Annotated in this window: 17 protein-coding genes; 4 read left to right on the top strand and 13 right to left on the bottom strand. The window is 63.0% G+C overall.

What is annotated here, in order from left to right:
• Nucleotides 1–16 precede the first annotated feature (16 nt).
• The 5 genes from VIM95_RS05030 to cysS form a co-directional block, all read right to left on the bottom strand.
• Nucleotides 17–1,137, bottom strand: a protein-coding gene (locus tag VIM95_RS05030) for an IS3 family transposase (RefSeq protein ID WP_331983662.1) whose coding sequence is annotated in 2 segments (ribosomal slippage) — nt 17–879 and nt 879–1,137 — 1,122 coding nt in all. Because the reading frame shifts where the segments join, the coding sequence is not laid out codon by codon here.
• Between the two features lie 277 nt (nt 1,138–1,414).
• The gene (locus tag VIM95_RS05025) at nt 1,415–2,290 is read right to left on the bottom strand and encodes a DMT family transporter (protein ID WP_331983660.1); all 876 of its coding nucleotides are present in this window, start codon (nt 2,288–2,290) and stop codon (nt 1,415–1,417) included.
• Nucleotides 2,283–3,080, bottom strand: coding sequence for a DUF2182 domain-containing protein (locus VIM95_RS05020; protein WP_331983658.1), 798 nt, complete (start codon nt 3,078–3,080; stop codon nt 2,283–2,285). Before VIM95_RS05020 ends, VIM95_RS05025 begins: the two co-directional genes overlap by 8 nt.
• Before the next feature lie 14 nt (nt 3,081–3,094).
• Nucleotides 3,095–3,697: a DUF1326 domain-containing protein gene (locus VIM95_RS05015; RefSeq protein ID WP_331983656.1), complete on the bottom strand. Its 603-nt coding sequence runs from the start codon at nt 3,695–3,697 to the stop codon at nt 3,095–3,097.
• 230 nt (nt 3,698–3,927) lie between these two features.
• The gene (cysS, locus tag VIM95_RS05010; RefSeq protein ID WP_331983654.1) at nt 3,928–5,304 is read right to left on the bottom strand and encodes a cysteine--tRNA ligase; all 1,377 of its coding nucleotides are present in this window, start codon (nt 5,302–5,304) and stop codon (nt 3,928–3,930) included.
• 340 nt (nt 5,305–5,644) lie between these two features.
• Between cysS and VIM95_RS05005 the strand changes: the two genes are divergently transcribed.
• Entirely contained in the window at nt 5,645–6,442 is a 798-nt protein-coding gene (locus tag VIM95_RS05005) for a transporter substrate-binding domain-containing protein (protein ID WP_331983652.1), read from the top strand.
• Between the two features lie 87 nt (nt 6,443–6,529).
• Here VIM95_RS05005 and rpoS read toward each other — a convergent pair whose 3' ends face one another.
• The 4 genes from rpoS to surE all read right to left on the bottom strand — a co-directional run bounded on the left by rpoS (nt 6,530) and on the right by surE (nt 9,992).
• On the bottom strand, nt 6,530–7,504 hold the full coding sequence (rpoS, locus tag VIM95_RS05000; protein ID WP_422653322.1) for an RNA polymerase sigma factor RpoS: 975 nt from the start codon (nt 7,502–7,504) through the stop codon (nt 6,530–6,532).
• Nucleotides 7,505–7,510: 6 nt separating this feature from the next.
• Nucleotides 7,511–8,518, bottom strand: coding sequence for a peptidoglycan DD-metalloendopeptidase family protein (locus tag VIM95_RS04995; RefSeq protein WP_331983648.1), 1,008 nt, complete (start codon nt 8,516–8,518; stop codon nt 7,511–7,513).
• Nucleotides 8,519–8,598: 80 nt separating this feature from the next.
• Entirely contained in the window at nt 8,599–9,255 is a 657-nt protein-coding gene (locus VIM95_RS04990) for a protein-L-isoaspartate(D-aspartate) O-methyltransferase (RefSeq protein WP_331983646.1), read from the bottom strand.
• On the bottom strand, nt 9,252–9,992 hold the full coding sequence (gene surE / locus VIM95_RS04985; protein ID WP_331983644.1) for a 5'/3'-nucleotidase SurE: 741 nt from the start codon (nt 9,990–9,992) through the stop codon (nt 9,252–9,254). The genes VIM95_RS04990 and surE overlap by 4 nt, the downstream gene beginning before the upstream one ends.
• Before the next feature lie 569 nt (nt 9,993–10,561).
• Between surE and VIM95_RS04980 the strand changes: the two genes are divergently transcribed.
• Nucleotides 10,562–11,035, top strand: coding sequence for a hypothetical protein (locus VIM95_RS04980; RefSeq protein WP_331983642.1), 474 nt, complete (start codon nt 10,562–10,564; stop codon nt 11,033–11,035).
• A 100-nt stretch (nt 11,036–11,135) separates the two neighbouring features.
• Here the strand turns inward: VIM95_RS04980 and VIM95_RS04975 are convergent, their stop codons facing one another.
• Both VIM95_RS04975 and VIM95_RS04970 read right to left on the bottom strand, forming a co-directional pair.
• Nucleotides 11,136–11,678, bottom strand: a complete 543-nt coding sequence (locus VIM95_RS04975; protein WP_331983640.1) for a periplasmic heavy metal sensor — start codon at nt 11,676–11,678, stop codon at nt 11,136–11,138.
• A gap of 221 nt (nt 11,679–11,899) precedes the next feature.
• The gene (locus tag VIM95_RS04970; protein ID WP_331983638.1) at nt 11,900–12,505 is read right to left on the bottom strand and encodes an EF-hand domain-containing protein; all 606 of its coding nucleotides are present in this window, start codon (nt 12,503–12,505) and stop codon (nt 11,900–11,902) included.
• A gap of 280 nt (nt 12,506–12,785) precedes the next feature.
• On the opposite strand from VIM95_RS04970, the gene ompR reads away from it, so the two are divergent.
• Together ompR and VIM95_RS04960 are read left to right on the top strand one after the other, a co-directional pair.
• A complete protein-coding gene (gene ompR / locus VIM95_RS04965; protein WP_331983636.1) occupies nt 12,786–13,508 on the top strand; it encodes a two-component system response regulator OmpR in 723 nt (240 codons plus the stop codon).
• Nucleotides 13,505–14,980, top strand: a complete 1,476-nt coding sequence (locus VIM95_RS04960) for an ATP-binding protein (RefSeq protein ID WP_331983634.1) — start codon at nt 13,505–13,507, stop codon at nt 14,978–14,980. The genes ompR and VIM95_RS04960 overlap by 4 nt, the downstream gene beginning before the upstream one ends.
• A gap of 66 nt (nt 14,981–15,046) precedes the next feature.
• On the opposite strand, the gene hslO is transcribed toward VIM95_RS04960, so the two are convergent.
• Together hslO and VIM95_RS04950 are read right to left on the bottom strand one after the other, a co-directional pair.
• Nucleotides 15,047–15,925: an Hsp33 family molecular chaperone HslO gene (gene hslO, locus VIM95_RS04955; RefSeq protein WP_331983632.1), complete on the bottom strand. Its 879-nt coding sequence runs from the start codon at nt 15,923–15,925 to the stop codon at nt 15,047–15,049.
• 11 nt (nt 15,926–15,936) lie between these two features.
• Nucleotides 15,937–16,518 (bottom strand): MFS transporter, encoded by a 582-nt coding sequence (locus tag VIM95_RS04950; RefSeq protein ID WP_331983630.1) that lies wholly within the window; start codon nt 16,516–16,518, stop codon nt 15,937–15,939.
• Nucleotides 16,519–16,696 lie beyond the last annotated feature (178 nt).

Below are 16,696 nucleotides of genomic sequence, written 5' to 3'. Positions count from 1 at the left end.
TGACCTGCCCCCATCTTTAGTACGAACCACTTTTAGAGTCCGTTGTTAAATCCCGCTCCCGTTTGCAAGCCTCTGCGAACTGTGTCGGGGTCAGGTAACCCAGCGAACTATGTGGTCGCTCGGTGTTGTATTCGACGCGCCATGCTTCGATCAATTCACGCGCATGGCGCATCGACATAAACCAGTGCTCGTTCAGGCATTCATCCCGGAATTTGCCATTGAAACTTTCGATGTACGCATTCTCCACCGGTTTGCCTGGCCGGATAAAGGATAGGATCACGCCCGTTCGATAAGCCCAAGCATCCAAGGCTCGGCCCGCAAACTCCGGACCGTTGTCGATCGTGATAGCAACGGGCAAGCCTCGCATCTCCCGCAATCGTTCCAATACCTGCACTACACGTAGGCCAGGCAAGGACGTATCCACCTCAATGGCCAAGCACTCCCGCGTGTAGTCGTCCACGATGTTCAGGCTGCGGAATCGACGACCATATGCCAATCCATCGCTGACGAAGTCCATGGACCAGCTATGGTTCGGTCCACTTGCTTGGACTTTGGGCATCCGCTCGACGCCGGCAATGCGTTTACGCTTGCGTCGCCTGACGCTGAGCCCTTCCGCCTTATACAACCGCCAGATACGCTTATGATTGATCGACCATCCATCACGCTGTAGCAGCACATGTAGCCGCCGGTAACCATAGCGACGCTTCTGTCCGGCCAATTCAACCAGTTTGGCGCGCAGCGGACTGTCATCCGGGCGAGCGGATTGGTAGCGGTACAGCGAACGGGAAATGCCAACCAGCCCACAAGCACGGGTGATTCCCATCGCGCGTTCAGACATGAGGATGGAAACCGCTTCTCGCCGCGCCTGTGGGCTCACCACTTTCGACCAAGCAAGTCCTTCAAGGCCGCGTTATCGAGCATAGAATCGGCCAGCAGTCGCTTGAGGCGATTGTTTTCCTGCTCCAGGTCCTTTAACCGTTGTGCCTCCGCGACCGTCATCCCGGCGTACTTGGCCTTCCAGTTGTACCAGGTTGCCTCGGATATGCCGTACTTGCGACACAGCTCTGCAGGCTTCATGCCTGCTTCGCCTTCCTTTAGGACACCGATGATCTGCTCTTCCGTGAATCGCTTCTTCATTGCCGTTCCCTTTGATGGAACGGACTCTACATCGTTACCGTACTAAACGCGGGGTGCAGGTCAATAGCACGCGTTCGACCGCCGCGAAACCGGACGTAGCCTGACGCTTTGCGCCCTAAGTCTGCTCGCCGCCATTTAGTAGTCACATCCGTCCAGACTCGCCAATGGCAGCTTTGGCTGAAAAGTGGTCAGTAATACGGCACACAGCGACCGCGCGTTTGCGCCAAGCACATCGAGCGATTGCGGTTAATCTCGCTTCCCACCTCGCGCAAACAATCTAAGCCTGCGGCTTTCGCGCCCTAGCAAACAACACCATCGCAATCCCCCCCAGTATCGCCACCGAAGCAATCGCCAACCGCGGCGTGATCGCCTCCGCCAAAAACACCACCCCACCAAAGGCCGCAATCGGCGGCACCGACAGTTGCACCGTGGCAGCGCGCATGGCGGTGAGCTGGCGCAGGGCGGCATACCAGATGACGTAGCCTATGCCGGAGGTGAGCGCGCCGGAGGCGATGGCCAGGGCGAGGCCGGCGTGGTCTGTGTGGGCTTGGTCGAGAAACAGCAAGCTCACCCCCAGCGCGAGCGGCGCGGCGCGGGCGAAATTGCCGGAGGTGGCGGCCAGCGGGTCGGCAATGCCGCGGCCGCGCAGCGAGTAGACGCCCCAGGCCATGCCGGCGATGGCCATGGATACCGCACCGCGCAAGGGTGGCGCGGTGATGCCGGGGGATACCAGATAGATCAGCCCCCCGAAGGCCAGGGCGAGGCCCAGCGATGCAAGGAGGCCGAAGCGCTCGCCGCCGCGCAGGCCGGCGCTGAACATGGTGAGCTGGACAGCGCCGAACAGGATAAGCGCGCCGGTACCGGCCGAGAGGCTGAGGTAGGCGTAGGAGAAGAAGACCACGTAGGCGAGCAGCATGCTGGCGGCCAGCCAGTCTGCATGGCGCGGGGCGGCGGCACCTGGCCGGAGCCGGATGATGAGCGCGAGCATGAGGGCACCGGACACCAGCCGGACGCTGCCGAAGCTGGCCGGGTCGATATGCTGTTGTTGCAAGGCGATGCGACACAGCACCGAATTGGCCGCGAAGGCGAGCATGGCCGCGGTGGTGAGGAGGATGGTCTGCGAGGTGGGCAGGCTGGTGGGCTGCTCAGACATGGATGGCCACCAGGGTGGCCGACCAAGCGAGCAGCCCTATACCCAGCGGTGCGCTCAGGCGCTTTCCCCAGGGCAGGTTCTTCTCCACCGCCATGACGCCGGCGAGCAGCAGCATCCAGCCCAGGTTGCCCATGCCCAGGGCGAACATCAGCAGCATGAGCGCCCAGCAGCAGCCTACGCAGAAGAGGCCGTGCTGCACGCCCAGCGCAAAGGCTTGCGAGGCCTGCGCGCGGCCGCGCCAGTGCTCCATGACAAAGCTCAAGGGGGTGCGGCACTTCTCCAGGCACTGGTACTTGAGCTTGCTGAACTGGAAGGCCCCGGCCAGGGCGATGATGGCGGCGCCGATGGCCCAGCCGTGCCAGGCGAGGCTGGGCACGCGGGCGATGAGGGACAGCAGCCCGCCATGCAGGGCGTGGGCCAAGAGGCCGAAGCCGCCCCAGACCGCCATATAGCCGAGCAGCAGCAAGGTGAGCAGGCGGGTGCGGTCCGGTCGATCAGCCGTCAGCCGGTCGAAGGTGCTGAACAGCGGCAAGGTGGTGGGCAGCATCATGGCCGCCGTCATCAGTATCCAGGCCACGGTGTAGAGCAGCAGCGGCACGAGCAGATTGCCGGCCGGGAGCACGCGGCACAGAAAGGCGGCCGGGCCCGATACGGTCCAGTCGCCGTGCTCCAGGTAGCGCCCATAGGGGCTGCGCGTCCACGCCCACAGCGCCGCCCAGGCCAGCGCGATGAGCGCGACCAGGATGGGCAGGAAGACGCGGCGGTGCCGCGATGCAGCGGACAGAGGCAAGCCTACCGTCGAGCTCATGCGTCGAAGACGAAGATGCTCTGCAGGGCGTTGTGGTTCTTGATATTCAGGTTGATGCCCAGGGCGGCGTTCTTGGAGCGGTAGGTCGGGGCCTTGCCGACAAAGACCGGTGCGCCGGGTACGGTCGAGAAGACGGTATCGGACAGTGTGGTCTGGCCACCGGTGGCGCCCAGGTAGGGCTCGAGCTCGGCGTAGTAGTCCGTGCCGATCTCCAGCGTGCCTTTGCCCGACACGACGGTGAATTTGATCGGCGCCCGCTCGACCGAGACCACGGTGCCGATCAGCTTGGCCAAGTCGGCCACCGGGCCGCCGGCCTGGCCGGTGTAGACCTTGAGCAGGGCTTCTTCCTGCGCCTTGGAGGCTTTGTCGTCGATAAAGATGGCGGCGGTCCAGTTGCCTTCGAGGATGTTGCCCGGCACATGGGCGACGGCAGCGATGGTATTGCCGCTTACGTCGACGCCATCAATGGTCCCCTTGTCTATGCGCCAGGCGACGATGGTGTCGCAGGTGCCATTGTCGGGGTCTTCGCCTATCCAGCAGGGGCACAGGACCTTGCAGTTGCAAACCTCCAGCAGACGACCTTCCAGGTGATAGCTCATGTGTCTCCTCCGTTGACGGTATGACAACGCCGCCTTGCTGCCACCGCTCATGGCGGCGGACAGCGGAATATTCTTCTGCGGCGGGGTGAATACCATCAAGGTAGATGACGGCTGGCGAAGCGCTGGGGTGTCTGCAGGCTTCCCGCCCAACGGCGAGGCTGGAAGCGCCGCCAGCGGACACGGCCGATAAAAAAGCCGCCCTAGGGCGGCTTATTCTGTTGATGCCGTGCTTACTGGCGGCGCCAGGTCGTGCCTTGCGGGCCGTCTTCCAGCACCACGCCTTGCTTGAGCAGCGCGTCGCGGATGCGGTCGGACTCGGCAAAGTTCTTGGCCTTGCGGGCTTCCAGGCGGGCCACGATCTGCGCCTCGATCTGTTCGGGCGTGATCTCGCCTTCGGCCACCGGACCACCTTGCAGGTAGTCGGACGGGTCGCGCTGCAAGAGGCCCAGGATGTTGGCCAGGGCCTTGAACTGGCCGGCCAGTTCCTTGGAGCCGTTGCGGTTGATCTCGCTCGCCATCTCGAACAGCACGGCCACGGCATCGGGCGTGTTGAAGTCGTCGTCCATGGCGGTCTTGAAGCGCTTGGCGTAGTCGCTGGTCCAGTCTATGGCGACGCGCTCGCTGGCCGGGGTCTTCTTGAGCACGGTGTAGAGGCGGTCCAGGCTGGCCTTGGCGTCGCGCAGCAGGTCTTCGGAATAGTTGAGCGGGCTGCGGTAGTGGGCGCGCACGATCAGGAAGCGCACGGCTTCGCCGTCGAAGTGCTTGAGCACGTCGCGGATGGCGAAGAAGTTACCCAGCGACTTGGACATCTTCTCACCGGCGAACTGCAGGAAGCCGTTGTGCATCCAGTAGTTCACATAGGTGTGGTCGTGGCAGCCCTCGCTCTGGGCGATCTCGTTCTCGTGGTGCGGGAACTGCAGGTCCTCGCCACCGCCGTGGATGTCGAAATGGCTGCCCAGGTGGTGTTCGGACATGACCGAACATTCAATATGCCAGCCCGGCCGGCCATCGCCCCAGGGCGAGTGCCAGTGCGGCTCGCCCGGCTTGGCGGCCTTCCACAGCACGAAGTCCAGCGGGTCCTTCTTGTGCGGGTCCACGTCCACGCGCTGGCCGGCCTGCAGGTCGTCCAGCGACTTGCCGGAGAGCTTGCCGTAGCCGGGGAATTCGCGCACGGCGTAGTAGACGTCGCCATTGGCGGCCGGGTAGGCGCGGCCTTTGGCGATGAGCTTTTCGATCATCGCGATCATGCCGCCGACGTGCTGGGTGGCACGCGGTTCATGGGTGGGCGGCAGCAGGTAAAGCTGGCCCAGATCGGCGTGCATGTCGGCAATGGTGCGCTCGACCAGTTGCTCGGGGGTGATGCCGCTCTCGGCCGCACGCTTGATGATCTTGTCGTCGATATCGGTGATGTTGCGGACGTAGTTCACCTCGTAGCCGGAGGCGTGCAGCCAGCGGTAGATGAGGTCGAAGGCGCCCAGCATGCGGGCATGCCCGATGTGACAGAGGTCGTACACCGTCATGCCGCACACATACATGCGGACCCGGCCGGGTTCGATGGGTGTGAATACCTGCTTCTCGCGGGCTAGGGTGTTGTAGACGGTGAGCATCAAACGACTCCGTGGTTGGGGTGAGGCATGACAGAGCCCGCGATTGTAGCAAGCGAGGGTGGCGTGCCTCTAGCAAAAAACCTCGGTGCGCGGGCCTGCACGACTTATGCACAGTGCGTAAGAGAGGGTGCGAACTGCATCAGGCAGGGCCTATCCATTCAGGGCGCAATCGTTTGTCTAGCAAGCGCTAGAACAAGCCAATGTTTTGCCAAAATGCAATCAATACTCATGTCATATAATCATGTTCTTATTTATAATCCCGCGACCCAAAATGTCGCCTGAATGCAAAAGCGATCATGGTGACTACCCTTCTATATGCACTGAACAAAGGAGACAACTGATGAAACTGCGTTATCTGCTGCCCGCGCTGGCACTGCTGGCCAACTCGGCCGCCCAGGCTGACGATTACGACAAGATCAAGGCCAAGGGCGAGATCGTGATCGGCGTGCGTGATAGCTCGCCTCCCTTTGGCTTTTTCGACAAGAAGAGCGGTACCGTAACGGGTTACGACGTGGAATTCGCCCTGCATGTGGCCAAGAAGCTGGGCTTCAAGCCTGTGTTCAAGACCCTGGACCCGGCCGAGCGCATCCCGGCCCTGAAGGACGGCCGCGTGGACCTGGTGATGGCGACCTTTGCCAAGACCAAGGAGCGCGAGCGCGAGGTGGACTTCAGCCTGGGCTACTTTGTGGCTACCCAGAAGCTGCTGGCCGGCAAGGGCAAGTTCCATGACCTGCTGCAGCTGGACAAGATGACGGTGTGCGTACCCAAGGGTGCGACCAATGCGGGCTACCTGCGCAACGTCTCGACCGGCGTGACCATTCTGGAGCTGGCCGACTACACCGAAGACTTCAACGCGCTGCGCGCCGGCAAGTGCGAGGCGGTATCGGGCCCCGAGCCGACGCTGCTCGGCAACCTGGCCAAGCTGCCGAACAAGCAGGACTACGAAGTGGCCGATGTGCCCATCGCGTCGGAAGTCTACGCAGTGGGCATCCGCAAGGGTGAGAAGCGCCTCGCGAAGGCCGTGAACGAAGCGCTGACCGAATCGGAAAGCAGCGGCGAAGCCGCCCGTATCTTCGAGACCTACTTCGGCCTGAAGTCGGCCGCGCCCATGATGCGTACTTTCAAGATCATGCCCTGATCGACCGGGTCACCCGCTCCTGAAAGCCGGGGGCAATAACAAAAAAGCCGGCATATGCCGGCTTTTTTGTTTCACTGCCCTGCCCTACTAGCCCAGCAACACGTCCCGCGAGACGCCCTGCCGGCGCAATAGGCGGCGCAGGCTTTCCAGCGCTTCGATCTGGATCTGCCGCACCCGCTCGCGCGTGAGCTGCAGGCTGGCCGCCAGGTCTTCCAGGGTACAGATGTCGTAGCCATTCAGACCGTAGCGGCGCTCGATCACCATGCGCTGCTTGTCGTTGAGCTGCTTGAGCCAGTCGCGCACATAACGCTGTACTTCCGCGTTCTGCAGCACCATCTCCGGGCCTTCGTGTTGCTCGTCGGGGATGGATTCGCCGATGGACAGCATGGGGTCGATGTCCAGCGGGGCGTCGAGCGAGGCCATGCGCTCGTTGAGGTTCATGACCCGGCGCACTTCTTCGACGGGTTTATCGACCTGGTAGGCGATTTCTTCCATCGAGGGCTCGCGGCCGATCTGGGCCTCGAGATGGCGCTGTGCGCGCAGGTAGACGTTGAGTTCCTTGATGACATGCACCGGCAGGCGGATGGTGCGCGACTGGTTCATGATCGCGCGCTCTATGCTCTGCCGTATCCACCAGGTGGCATAGGTGGAGAAGCGGAAGCCCCGTTCCGGGTCGAACTTCTCCAGCGCATGCATCAGCCCGATATTGCCCTCTTCGATCAGATCGAGCAGGGCCATGCCACGATTGATGTAATGCTTGGCAATGTTCACCACCAGCCGAAGATTGTGCTCGATCATCTTCTGCCGGGCGTCGAAATCGCCCTGTACTACCAGCCGGGCAAGCCGGCGTTCCTCATCCGGGGTCAGAAGCGGGTTCTGCCCGATATCATTGAGGTAGATCTGGGTAACGTCCCCAGTCGACTCCACCGCATAGCGGCCCGTTTCTTCCTGCTGCTGCCCTTCCGCCTCCGGCTCCCCTTCTTCAACAGCTTCTTCGTCCTCCTCTTCCAGGAGTTCTTCTTCTAGCAGCTCGTCATCGATGGTATCCATGGAGTCGTTCATTTGGAGCTACCCCGCCGTCAGGTATTTGGTTGGATCAACCGGCTTTCCAAAACGCCGGATTTCAAAGTGAAGCTTGATCTGCTCCGCGTCGCTATTTCCCATTTCGGCAATTTTGTCTCCTTTTCTCACGTTGTCTCCTTCTTTCACCAGCAGCTGATTGTTATGGGCGTAAGCCGAGAGGTACGTCTTGTTGTGCTTGATGATGACGAGCTTGCCGTAACCGCGCAGACCGGTACCGGCATAGACAATCTTGCCCGCGCCAGCCGCGAGCACCGGCTGGCCGAGCTTGCCACCGATGTCGAGGCCCTTGCTGCTGTCGGAGAAGGGTGCGATCACCTTGCCGACGGTGGGCCAGGACCAGGCGATTTCTTCTTCGCCGGTGGCGGGGTTGAGCGGTTTGTTATCGGCCGGTTTGGCTTCCGGCTTGGCCTCGGGCTTCTCTACCGGCTTGGTCTCCGCAGGCTTGGCTTGCGCAGCGCCCTGGGTGGGGCCTTCGGCCTGGCGGGCCACGGTGGCGGCATCGGTACTGTAAGAGAGCTTGAGGGCCTTGGGGTAGCTGACGGTGGCAATCGCCACCGGGGCGTCGGGCTTGACGGGGGTGGAGGCTGCCGGTGCGCCGCCATCCGGGCGCAGCGGGCGGATCACCACGCCGGAGCTGTCGCCCACGCTGCTGGCGTCGTCGGCTGGATCGGTCAGGCGCAGTACCTGGTCGACCTTGATCAGGTTGGCATCGGCCAGCTGGTTCCAAGCGGCGATCTCTTTGTAGTCGAGACCGTTTTCGAGGGCGATGCTGTAGAGGGTATCGCCGGGCTTGACGGTATAGCTCTTGCCGCGGGCATCGACCGCGGGGGCAGCTTTGGCGACGTTGGTATTTTGTACAGGCGCGGGCTTGGCCGCAGGCGCGTTGGCCGAACGGGTGCGGTCAACGATGGGTGCAGGGGAACGAGCCGGTTCGGTCGCGCAAGCGGCCAACAGCAAAGTAGACAAAACACCGGCGGTACGACGAACGTTCAACTCGTTACTCCCTCGATTTGGAATTGGTGCGTAGCGAGTGGCTCGAAGCCTACAACGCCACGATGACAGTTTTGTTGAGCCTAGGCAAGGCCTGGCAGCATGGGCACGAAGCGGACTTTTTCGAGCTTGGTTTCGATAAAAGCGTCGGCAGTCCGTTCGATTATTCGCAGTTCCTGATCGACATTGCCGATAGGGAAAACCATGCGACCGCCAATTGCCAATTGGCTTAGCAAGGCCTCTGGCACGTAGGTGGGAGCAGCAGCCATGATGATGGCATCGAACGGCGCAGCCTCGGCGACACCGATGAAGCCGTCGCCATGGCGCAAGCGGGTGTTGCTAATACGCAAATCGCGCAGGCGCATACGTGCCTTGTCCAGCAATTGTGCAATGCGTTCTACCGAATAGACGGTCTTGAACAGCTGGGCGAGTACCACGGTCTGGTAGCCACAACCGGTACCGACCTCCAGCACCCGTTCGCGGTTGGCCGAGCCGATGGCCAGCTCCACCATACGGGCCACGATATAGGGTTGGGAGATGGTCTGCCCCTGGCCAATAGGTAGCGAGACGTCGTCGTAGGCGCGGTGCGAGAGCGCTTCGTCAATAAAGATGTGGCGCGGGGTATTGGCCATGACGGCAAGCACTTCCTCGCTACGTATGCCCTGCTGGCGCAAGCGCTCCACCATGCGGCCACGGGTACGGGCGGAGGTCATGCCTATGCCCGGGAACACATGCTTCATGCCAGCCACTCCGCCAGGAAATCCAGTTGCTTATAGGCTGTCAGATCAATCTGCAGCGGGGTGATGGAGACATAGCCCTGGCTGACCGCCCAGAAATCCGTGCCTTCGGCAGCATCCTGCGCGGCACCCACCGGGCCTACCCAGTAGATGGCCTCGCCTCGCGGGTTCTGGCTGCGGATCACCGGCTCGGCCTTGTGCCGCCGGCCCAGCCGGGTAACGTGCCAGCCCTTGATCTCTTCATACGGCAGATCCGGCACATTGACGTTGAGCAGCACGGCACCGCGGAAAGGGTGGCGGGCAATGCGCTCCACCAGCTCGGCCGCCACCCGCCCGGCGGTATCGAAGTGGCGCGCGCCATGGCGGGCCAGCGAGATGGCTATGGAGGGGATGCCCAGCAGAAAACCCTCGGTCGCGGCCGCCACGGTACCGGAATAAAGCGTGTCGTCGCCCATATTGGCGCCGTGGTTGATGCCGGAGATGACAAGGTCGGGTTCGCTTTCCAGCATGCCGGTCACGGCAAGATGGACGCAGTCGGTGGGGGTGCCATTGACGTAATGAAAACCCGACGCCGCCTGCTTGAGGCTGAGCGGCCTATCGAGCGTAAGCGAATTGGAGGCGCCACTTCGGTCACGCTCGGGTGCAACCACATGGACTTCGCCCTGCGGCTGCAAGGCAGCAGCCAGCGCAGCCAGCCCGGGGGCAAAATAGCCGTCATCGTTGCTCAAGAGGAACTTCATGCATCTCCCTCGCGCGGCTTTTGCCCCTGCGGGTGATCTAAAAAGCGCTGCCTAGCCGCGTCGTCTGCCCGCATTCTACCTGTTGCCCGACTGGTCGGAAATCGCACGTCATATGAGCCGAGTTGCGCTGTTTACACTCAGTGTCATGGGTTGTTTTCCGTGCAGGCACCCGGGAAGCCCGGGTGCTCAACAATTGTGATGGCTGAACCCGCGGCTCACCCTTGATTGAATTCCCCCCTCCGCCCCGCCCGCCGGCGGGGAACGTCGAGCCAGCCTGCTTATACGCGGTGGAGAAGAGGAACGCTCAATGCAGGCGCTCGGGAAACCCGAGCGCAAAGCGTCTGCGCAACTTGAAGTATGGCTCTCCCCTGATCTAGCCCCTACCCCTCCGCCCCGCCCGCCGGCGGGGAACCTCGCTGCGCTCGTCAGTGCCTTTTATTACATTCGGTTTTTCAACCACTTGGCTTCGTGGCGTTTGGCACAGTTACGTCAATAGTGACGTTTCATATATGGAACCAGCGGGCGGATAATGGCTCCATGGTTCTATCCATCTCACCAGGAACTACGCCATGAACGCCCTAGCCCCCTCCCGTCTGTTGCTGGCCTGCCTGGCAGGTCTGTCGCTCGTGATGACCGGCTGTGCCAGCAGCCGCTCGGCCAACGTCTACAACCCGTCCGAAGCGCTGAACGAGGCGCGGGTGCGGGAAGGGACGGTCGAGTCGATCCGCCCGGTGAAGATCCAGGCCGATAGCGATATCGGCAAGATCATCGGCGCGGTGATCGGCGGTGTGGCGGTGGGCGGCAATGTCGGCAAGGGCAATGGCGCCGTCATCAGCGGCGTGCTGGGTGCGGCGGCCGGCGGTGCGGCCGGCAATGCCATCGGCAAGGAGCTCAACAGCAAGGATGGTATCGAGCTGGTGCTGCGGATGGATAACGGCGAGATCATCGCCGTGGTGCAGGAGGCAGACGTTGCCTTCGCCCCAGGCCAGAAGATCCGCGTGATCACCCGCGGCCGGGTCAGCCGGGTGGTTCCCGCCGCTTGATGGGCCTGCTTTAGCCGGCTCCGCAAATAAAACAGCGGGTGAGGGTCCCGGCCCCACCCGCTGCTGCTTTATGCGCCACGCCGGCGATGTTGTGTTGCTATCAGCCCTTGGCCGGTGCTGCGTCCTGCTTGGCCTTGTGGCGCTCCTGGAAGCGCTCGCGCATCTTGTCGAAGCGCGCCATCTTGGCTTTGATACGCTGGCTGACCAGCCGCTTCTGGTCGTCACTCAAGCTGGCATAGACCGCCAGCCACTTGCTCTTGGCCGCCTCGTGCAGGCTGCGGGCCTGTTCACGCTGCTGGCTCATGAGCTGGTCGAGCTTGGCCAGGTCGATAATATCCTTCTGCATTTCAGCCTTGAACTGGTCGCGGGCGGCCTCGTGCTGTTGGCGCATGGCTTCGTGAGCGGCCTTGCTGGCGGCTTCGGCAGCCTGCCAGCCCGCTTCCTGATCGGGGCTGAGCTTGAGGTCGGCCTTGATACGGGCCAGGCCGTGCATAAAGCCACCTTCCATGGGGCCGCCATGCATGGCGTGCATGGGCGGCTGCGGCGGACGATGGTTATCGGTATCGGCAGTTGCCTGGGCGGCTTGGGCGCCGGCCATCACGGTGATCAGGGTCATGGCCATGAATCTGGGCATGAATTTCATGGTTCTCTTCTCCGGTCGATTCGCCGCACCATGCAGCGCATGGACTGCACTCTATGCAGCGCAAGTAAGCCAAGCATTGCGTGCAAGCCCCTGCATGTAAGGGTCTGTAAAGCAGACCGGCCGGGGACAAGCATATTTACACTTGGGTCAGATACCGGCACCCGAAACAAACAACGGCATGGCGTTGCCGCCATGCCGTTCGGTGCCCCCGTTTTTACTGCTTAGGCGGTGACGCTCACCCCGGTACCCTGGCTATCCTGTCCATCGCCAAGGAGGGATACGACGAGCGCTTGAAGCCTGTCCTGCAGCGACGTTTTCTTGCTGTCGGTCGTCGTCGACGTCGAGCCGGTGTCGCTTTCCTGTTTCTTTTCTTCGTATGCCAGCAGTTCTTCAATGCTGACCTTGCCATCCTGATTGGCATCGGCCGCGTCGAAGTTCTCCGCCAGGTCGGTCAGCTTGGCCGAGGCGGTCGGGTTGGCGCTGCTGGTACTCTGGGCAAGGCTGCTGATGGTGTCCTTGTCCAAGCCCTGCCCCTCGCCGCCAGGCGGCGGGCCAGGTGGCGGACCGGACGGAGCGCCTTGAGCGCCTTGCATTCCTTGACCACCCTGGGCGCGCATGCTCTCGAACTGGCTATGAAGCTGCTCTTCCAGCTTCTTGCTGCCTTCAGAGAACTCACTCTGGGTGAGCTTGCCATCGCCGTCGCTGTCAAAATCGCTGAAGCTGGGCGCGCTTACGCCGTCGGGCAGCTTGGGCGCATTCTTGGCAAGTTCGGCGAACTCGGCTTCACTGACACTGCCATCCCCGTCGCCATCGAGCTTCTTGAACAACTTTTGCTGCATGGCGGCCGGGTCGGGCCGTTGCCCCGGTGGGCGGGCATAGGGCGAGTAGCTGCCGCTACTGCCCCCTGAAACGCTGCTAACCATGATGAGGGCTCCTTAACAGGATGTACGCAAGTCGCGCACCCTGGCGACCATAGCCAGCCCCGGTAACTGCTTTGTCAGTGACATCGGCATATGTGTAAGCGGATGTATCCATCTTGCCGGACCGTTACATCCGCTTACAGGGTGAGCACCGATTTTCAATGCCTGGCCCCTTACACTCGCCGCCATGAGTAATAGCTACGACCTTCTGCTGATAGACGACGACCCCGAGCTGCGCAGCATGATCAAGCAGTACCTGGAAAAGCACGGCCACACGGTTACCGTGATGGCCGATGCCAGCCAGCTTGAGCGCCGCATCAACCGTCAACGCCCCCACCTCCTGATCCTGGACCTGATGCTGCCAGGCGAATCCGGCCTCACGGTCTGCCAGCGCCTGCGCGGCCAGGGTGAGGATCTGCCCATCCTGATGCTGACCGCCCGTGGCGACGAGATCGACCGCATCATCGGCCTGGAGATGGGTGCCGACGATTACCTGGGTAAACCCTTCAACCCGCGTGAACTGCTGGCGCGCATCGAAGCCATCCTGCGCCGGCACAGCCAGCGCGCCCCCGCCGGGGCACCCGACCCGGAAGGCGGCGTGGTGGCCTTTGGCGACTGTGAACTGGACCTCTCCACCCGCCGGCTGACGCGGGCCGGTGCACCGGTACCGCTGACCAGTGGCGAATTCAGCCTCCTGGCGGTGCTGGTCCGCCACCCGCACCGGCCGCTCAGCCGCGAGCGGCTGGTGGAGCTGGCGCGCGGCCGTGAGGCGGAAGCGTTCGAGCGCAGCATGGATGTGCAGGTATCGCGCCTGCGCAAGCTGATCGAACCTGACCCGGCCACGCCGCGCTTGATCCAGACCGTATGGGGCTTTGGCTACGTCTTTGTGCCGGATGGCGAGGCCCGATGAAGCTGCCCCTGCCGCGCCAGCTGGATACCCTGCTGGGACGAACCGCGCTGGTGTTGATCGTGACCCTGGTCGCCAGCCACTTTGCGGTGTTCGGCCTGTTCCGCTTCTTCCACGCCAGCGAACTGCACCAACAGTTCGCCGAACAACTGCTGGCGGCCGTGGAGACCCAGCGCGCGGAATACCAGCGGCTGACGCCGGCACAGCGCCAGGCGCTGCTGACCCAGGGTACCGGCAGCCTGAGCCTGACCCTGCCCGAAGGTGTGCGGGTACAGCAGAACGAGATGGAAAAAGCCATCAGCGAGGAGCTGTCCAGGAAACTGGGTAGCGAGACCTGGTTGGGGCATAGCGGTCACCACGAAGGGCCACGTGGCGATCATCCATCGCCGCCGCGCCCGGAAGGCGGCGAAGGCCCTCGGCCACCCGAGATGGACGGCGCCGGCCGCCCATCGCAGGACTTCGGCCCTCCCCCGCCCCGCCCTGGCGACAGAGGTGGCATACGGCCGCGCGAGGGATTTGGCCCCGATGCGCGCGGGCCGGGCGGCCCCAGGTTGTGGCTGCATTTCACCCTGGATGGCCGCCAGGTCTGGTTCAGCCAGCGCTTCCCCTGGCCTGACCGTGGCGCCAGTGACAACCGCTGGTTGATGCAACTGGTGATGGTAATGGTGATACTGGCCCTGGCTGGCACCCTCGCCCTGCTCTGGCCTATCTACCGCCCGCTACGGCGGCTGGCCGCGGCCCACACCGCCGTAGGCGAGGGCCAGGCCCCGCAACCCTTGCCCGAGCAGGGCCCGCGCGAGGTGGTGCGGCTGACCCGCAGCTTCAACAGCATGGTGAGCAATCTGGCCACGCTGGAGGAAGAGCGCCGCACCCTGCTGGCCGGCGTATCGCACGATCTACGCACACCCTTGGCACGGCTGCGCATGCGACTGGCGCTGCTGGACGATGTGGACATCAGCGCCTACGAGCGTGACCTGGACGATATCCAGCGCATCACCGAGCAGTTCCTGGCCTATGTACGCGGCGAGGCGGACGAGGCGGAACGAGAGGAGATCGATGTCGGCATCCTGTTGGGCGAAGTAGCCGAACGCTACGGCCATGCCGCCGTCAGCATAGGCTCGACCAGCGAGGGGCCGGTGCTGGTGGCAGACCGGTTGGCATTGCTGCGTTCCCTGTGCAACCTGATCGACAACGCACTGGCGCACGGCAAGCCGCCGGTGGAGCTGCGCGCCCAGCACGCCGACGGCTTCTGGCTGCTCTCGGTACGCGACCACGGCCAGGGCCTGCCGCCCGAGGCCCTGGCCAGCGCCCGCCGCGCCTTTCACCGGCTGGACCCTGCCCGCCAGGGCCACGGCCATTGCGGTCTGGGCCTGGCGATTGCCGAACGGGTGGCCAAACGCCACGGCGGCGAATTGGTACTTACCAATGCCGATGGCGGTGGCCTCATCGCCAGTCTGAAGTTGAAAGCCGGCTGAGACGGAACACCAAGACTAAAAAGGGAGCCCGGAAGCTCCCTTTTTGTCTTGGTAGACGCGTACCGCTTAGTGACGGGTCCCACCCGCACTGGCAGTGGAATCGGTGACGAACAGCTGCGCAACGTCGACCGCATCGAACTCATAGTGCTGGTTGCAGAAGTCGCAATTGACCTCGATGGAACCGCGTTCGGCCAGGATGGACTCAGCCTCCTCGCCGCCTATCATCTTGATCATATTACCCACCTTCTCACGCGAGCAGCGGCAACCGAAGTGTGGGTGTTCTTCGGCCATGACGCGCACCGCATCCTGGTGGAACAGGCGGTAGAGCAGGTCCTGCGGCGGCAGCGAGCTCAGTTCGTCCGGCGTGACCGTCTCGGCCAGCGTGGTCAGATGCTCCCAGGCGTGCGGATCGCCCTGGCCGGCCGGCAGCTTCTGCAGCATCAGGCCGGCGGCACGGCCATCGCGGCAAGACAGCCACAAACGGGTGTCGAGCTGCTCGGAGCTCTGCATATAGTGCTCGATGATGGCGGCCACACTATTGCCGGCAAGGCCGACGATGCCCTGGTAGGTCTGGCCGCCTTCACGCGGATCGAGCGTGATCACGAAGCGTCCCTCGCCCAGCAGCTCAGCCAAGGGCAGGTCAGGCACATCACCGGCTTCTTCGTCCCAACGCGCGGTGGCGCGAATGGTCAGGTCGGACTCGCACTCGATCACGATCAGCTTGATACGGCCCTTGCCGTGCATCTGCATGATCAGCGAGCCGTCGAACTTGAGCATGGCGGTCATCAGCACCGAAGCCGCCATCAGTTCGCCGATGATGCGCTGCAGGACCGGCGGGTATTCACGGCGGGCCAGCACGGCCTGCCAGGCGTCGCCCAGCTGGACTGCCTCGCCACGCACGGGGGCCGCGTCGAACAGGAAGCGTTGCAGGATATCTTTGCTCATGGATCGGGCTTTCAGGATTCGGTAGTGATCAGATCAATGGTACGTACGGTCATGGGCAGCGAAGAGTTCACATCGAACTCGCAGCCGGTCTCGACGCCGATCCGGGCAATGTCGGCAGCACTCAGGTCGTCCTGGGCATAGACCGCGCGCATGGCGCCGATGGCAAAGTCGCGCCCCGAGCCGATGGCCCAGAACTGGCGATATTCGTAGACCTCGCGCATCGAGTACATGCCGAAGATGCCGTGTGCATTGGCGATCAACACGGTCATCTGGCTCGACTCGTATGGATCGTCTTCTTCCTCTTCGGTCTTGAGGAAATAGTCTTCCTTGAGCTTGGGGTGCAGCTTGCGGAAGCTATCGAAGATGGCCGGACGACTGCCAAAGTCCAGCGTACGGTTACGGGCCAGTGCCGCCTGCAGCACCAGGTCGTGGGCGGCAGCGCCGCAGATGCCAAAGAGGCTCTGGTGCGATTCGAAGATCTTGTCCGGGCGGGCATCGTGCAGATGGCCCAGCCGGGTATCGCCAAAGGTGGACTGGGTGTCTGCCGCGATGGCGACCTGGTTTCCCTTGCGTACAACGACGATCGTGGTCATGAGATCCGTTCTGCTTGTTCTTGTATCAACTATAGCCGGCTGCCCAACGCCACCCGCTCAACGCCACAAGTGGCGCTCAGGCCTGGCTGCTGGCGAGCAGGCGGGTCAGCGCCCAGGCTACCGTCTGCGCACGCACGGCGGCGCGGTCGCCCTCAAAGCGGCGGGTCTCGCTCTGCAC

It is taken from the genome of Chitinimonas sp. (assembly GCF_036568685.1).
Classification (GTDB): domain Bacteria; phylum Pseudomonadota; class Gammaproteobacteria; order Burkholderiales; family Chitinimonadaceae; genus Chitinimonas.
The sequence above is the reverse complement of the archived record's forward strand: the minus strand, read 5'-3'. Positions and strand labels throughout refer to the sequence as shown.

Excerpts from the sequence above, each read along its gene's own strand:
- VIM95_RS05025 (WP_331983660.1), bottom strand. The coding sequence starts at position 2,290 with ATGTCTGAGCAGCCCACCAGCCTGCCCACCTCGCAGACCATCCTCCTC.
- ompR (WP_331983636.1), top strand. The coding sequence starts at position 12,786 with ATGAGTAATAGCTACGACCTTCTGCTGATAGACGACGACCCCGAGCTG.
- hslO (WP_331983632.1), bottom strand. The coding sequence starts at position 15,925 with ATGAGCAAAGATATCCTGCAACGCTTCCTGTTCGACGCGGCCCCCGTG.
- VIM95_RS04950 (WP_331983630.1), bottom strand. The coding sequence starts at position 16,518 with ATGACCACGATCGTCGTTGTACGCAAGGGAAACCAGGTCGCCATCGCG.
- VIM95_RS04975 (WP_331983640.1), bottom strand. The coding sequence starts at position 11,678 with ATGAAATTCATGCCCAGATTCATGGCCATGACCCTGATCACCGTGATG.
- VIM95_RS05005 (WP_331983652.1), top strand. The coding sequence starts at position 5,645 with ATGAAACTGCGTTATCTGCTGCCCGCGCTGGCACTGCTGGCCAACTCG.
- rpoS (WP_422653322.1), bottom strand. The coding sequence starts at position 7,504 with ATGAACGACTCCATGGATACCATCGATGACGAGCTGCTAGAAGAAGAA.
- VIM95_RS04960 (WP_331983634.1), top strand. The coding sequence starts at position 13,505 with ATGAAGCTGCCCCTGCCGCGCCAGCTGGATACCCTGCTGGGACGAACC.
- VIM95_RS04990 (WP_331983646.1), bottom strand. The coding sequence starts at position 9,255 with ATGAAGCATGTGTTCCCGGGCATAGGCATGACCTCCGCCCGTACCCGT.
- VIM95_RS05015 (WP_331983656.1), bottom strand. The coding sequence starts at position 3,697 with ATGAGCTATCACCTGGAAGGTCGTCTGCTGGAGGTTTGCAACTGCAAG.
- surE (WP_331983644.1), bottom strand. The coding sequence starts at position 9,992 with ATGAAGTTCCTCTTGAGCAACGATGACGGCTATTTTGCCCCCGGGCTG.
- VIM95_RS04980 (WP_331983642.1), top strand. The coding sequence starts at position 10,562 with ATGAACGCCCTAGCCCCCTCCCGTCTGTTGCTGGCCTGCCTGGCAGGT.
- cysS (WP_331983654.1), bottom strand. The coding sequence starts at position 5,304 with ATGCTCACCGTCTACAACACCCTAGCCCGCGAGAAGCAGGTATTCACA.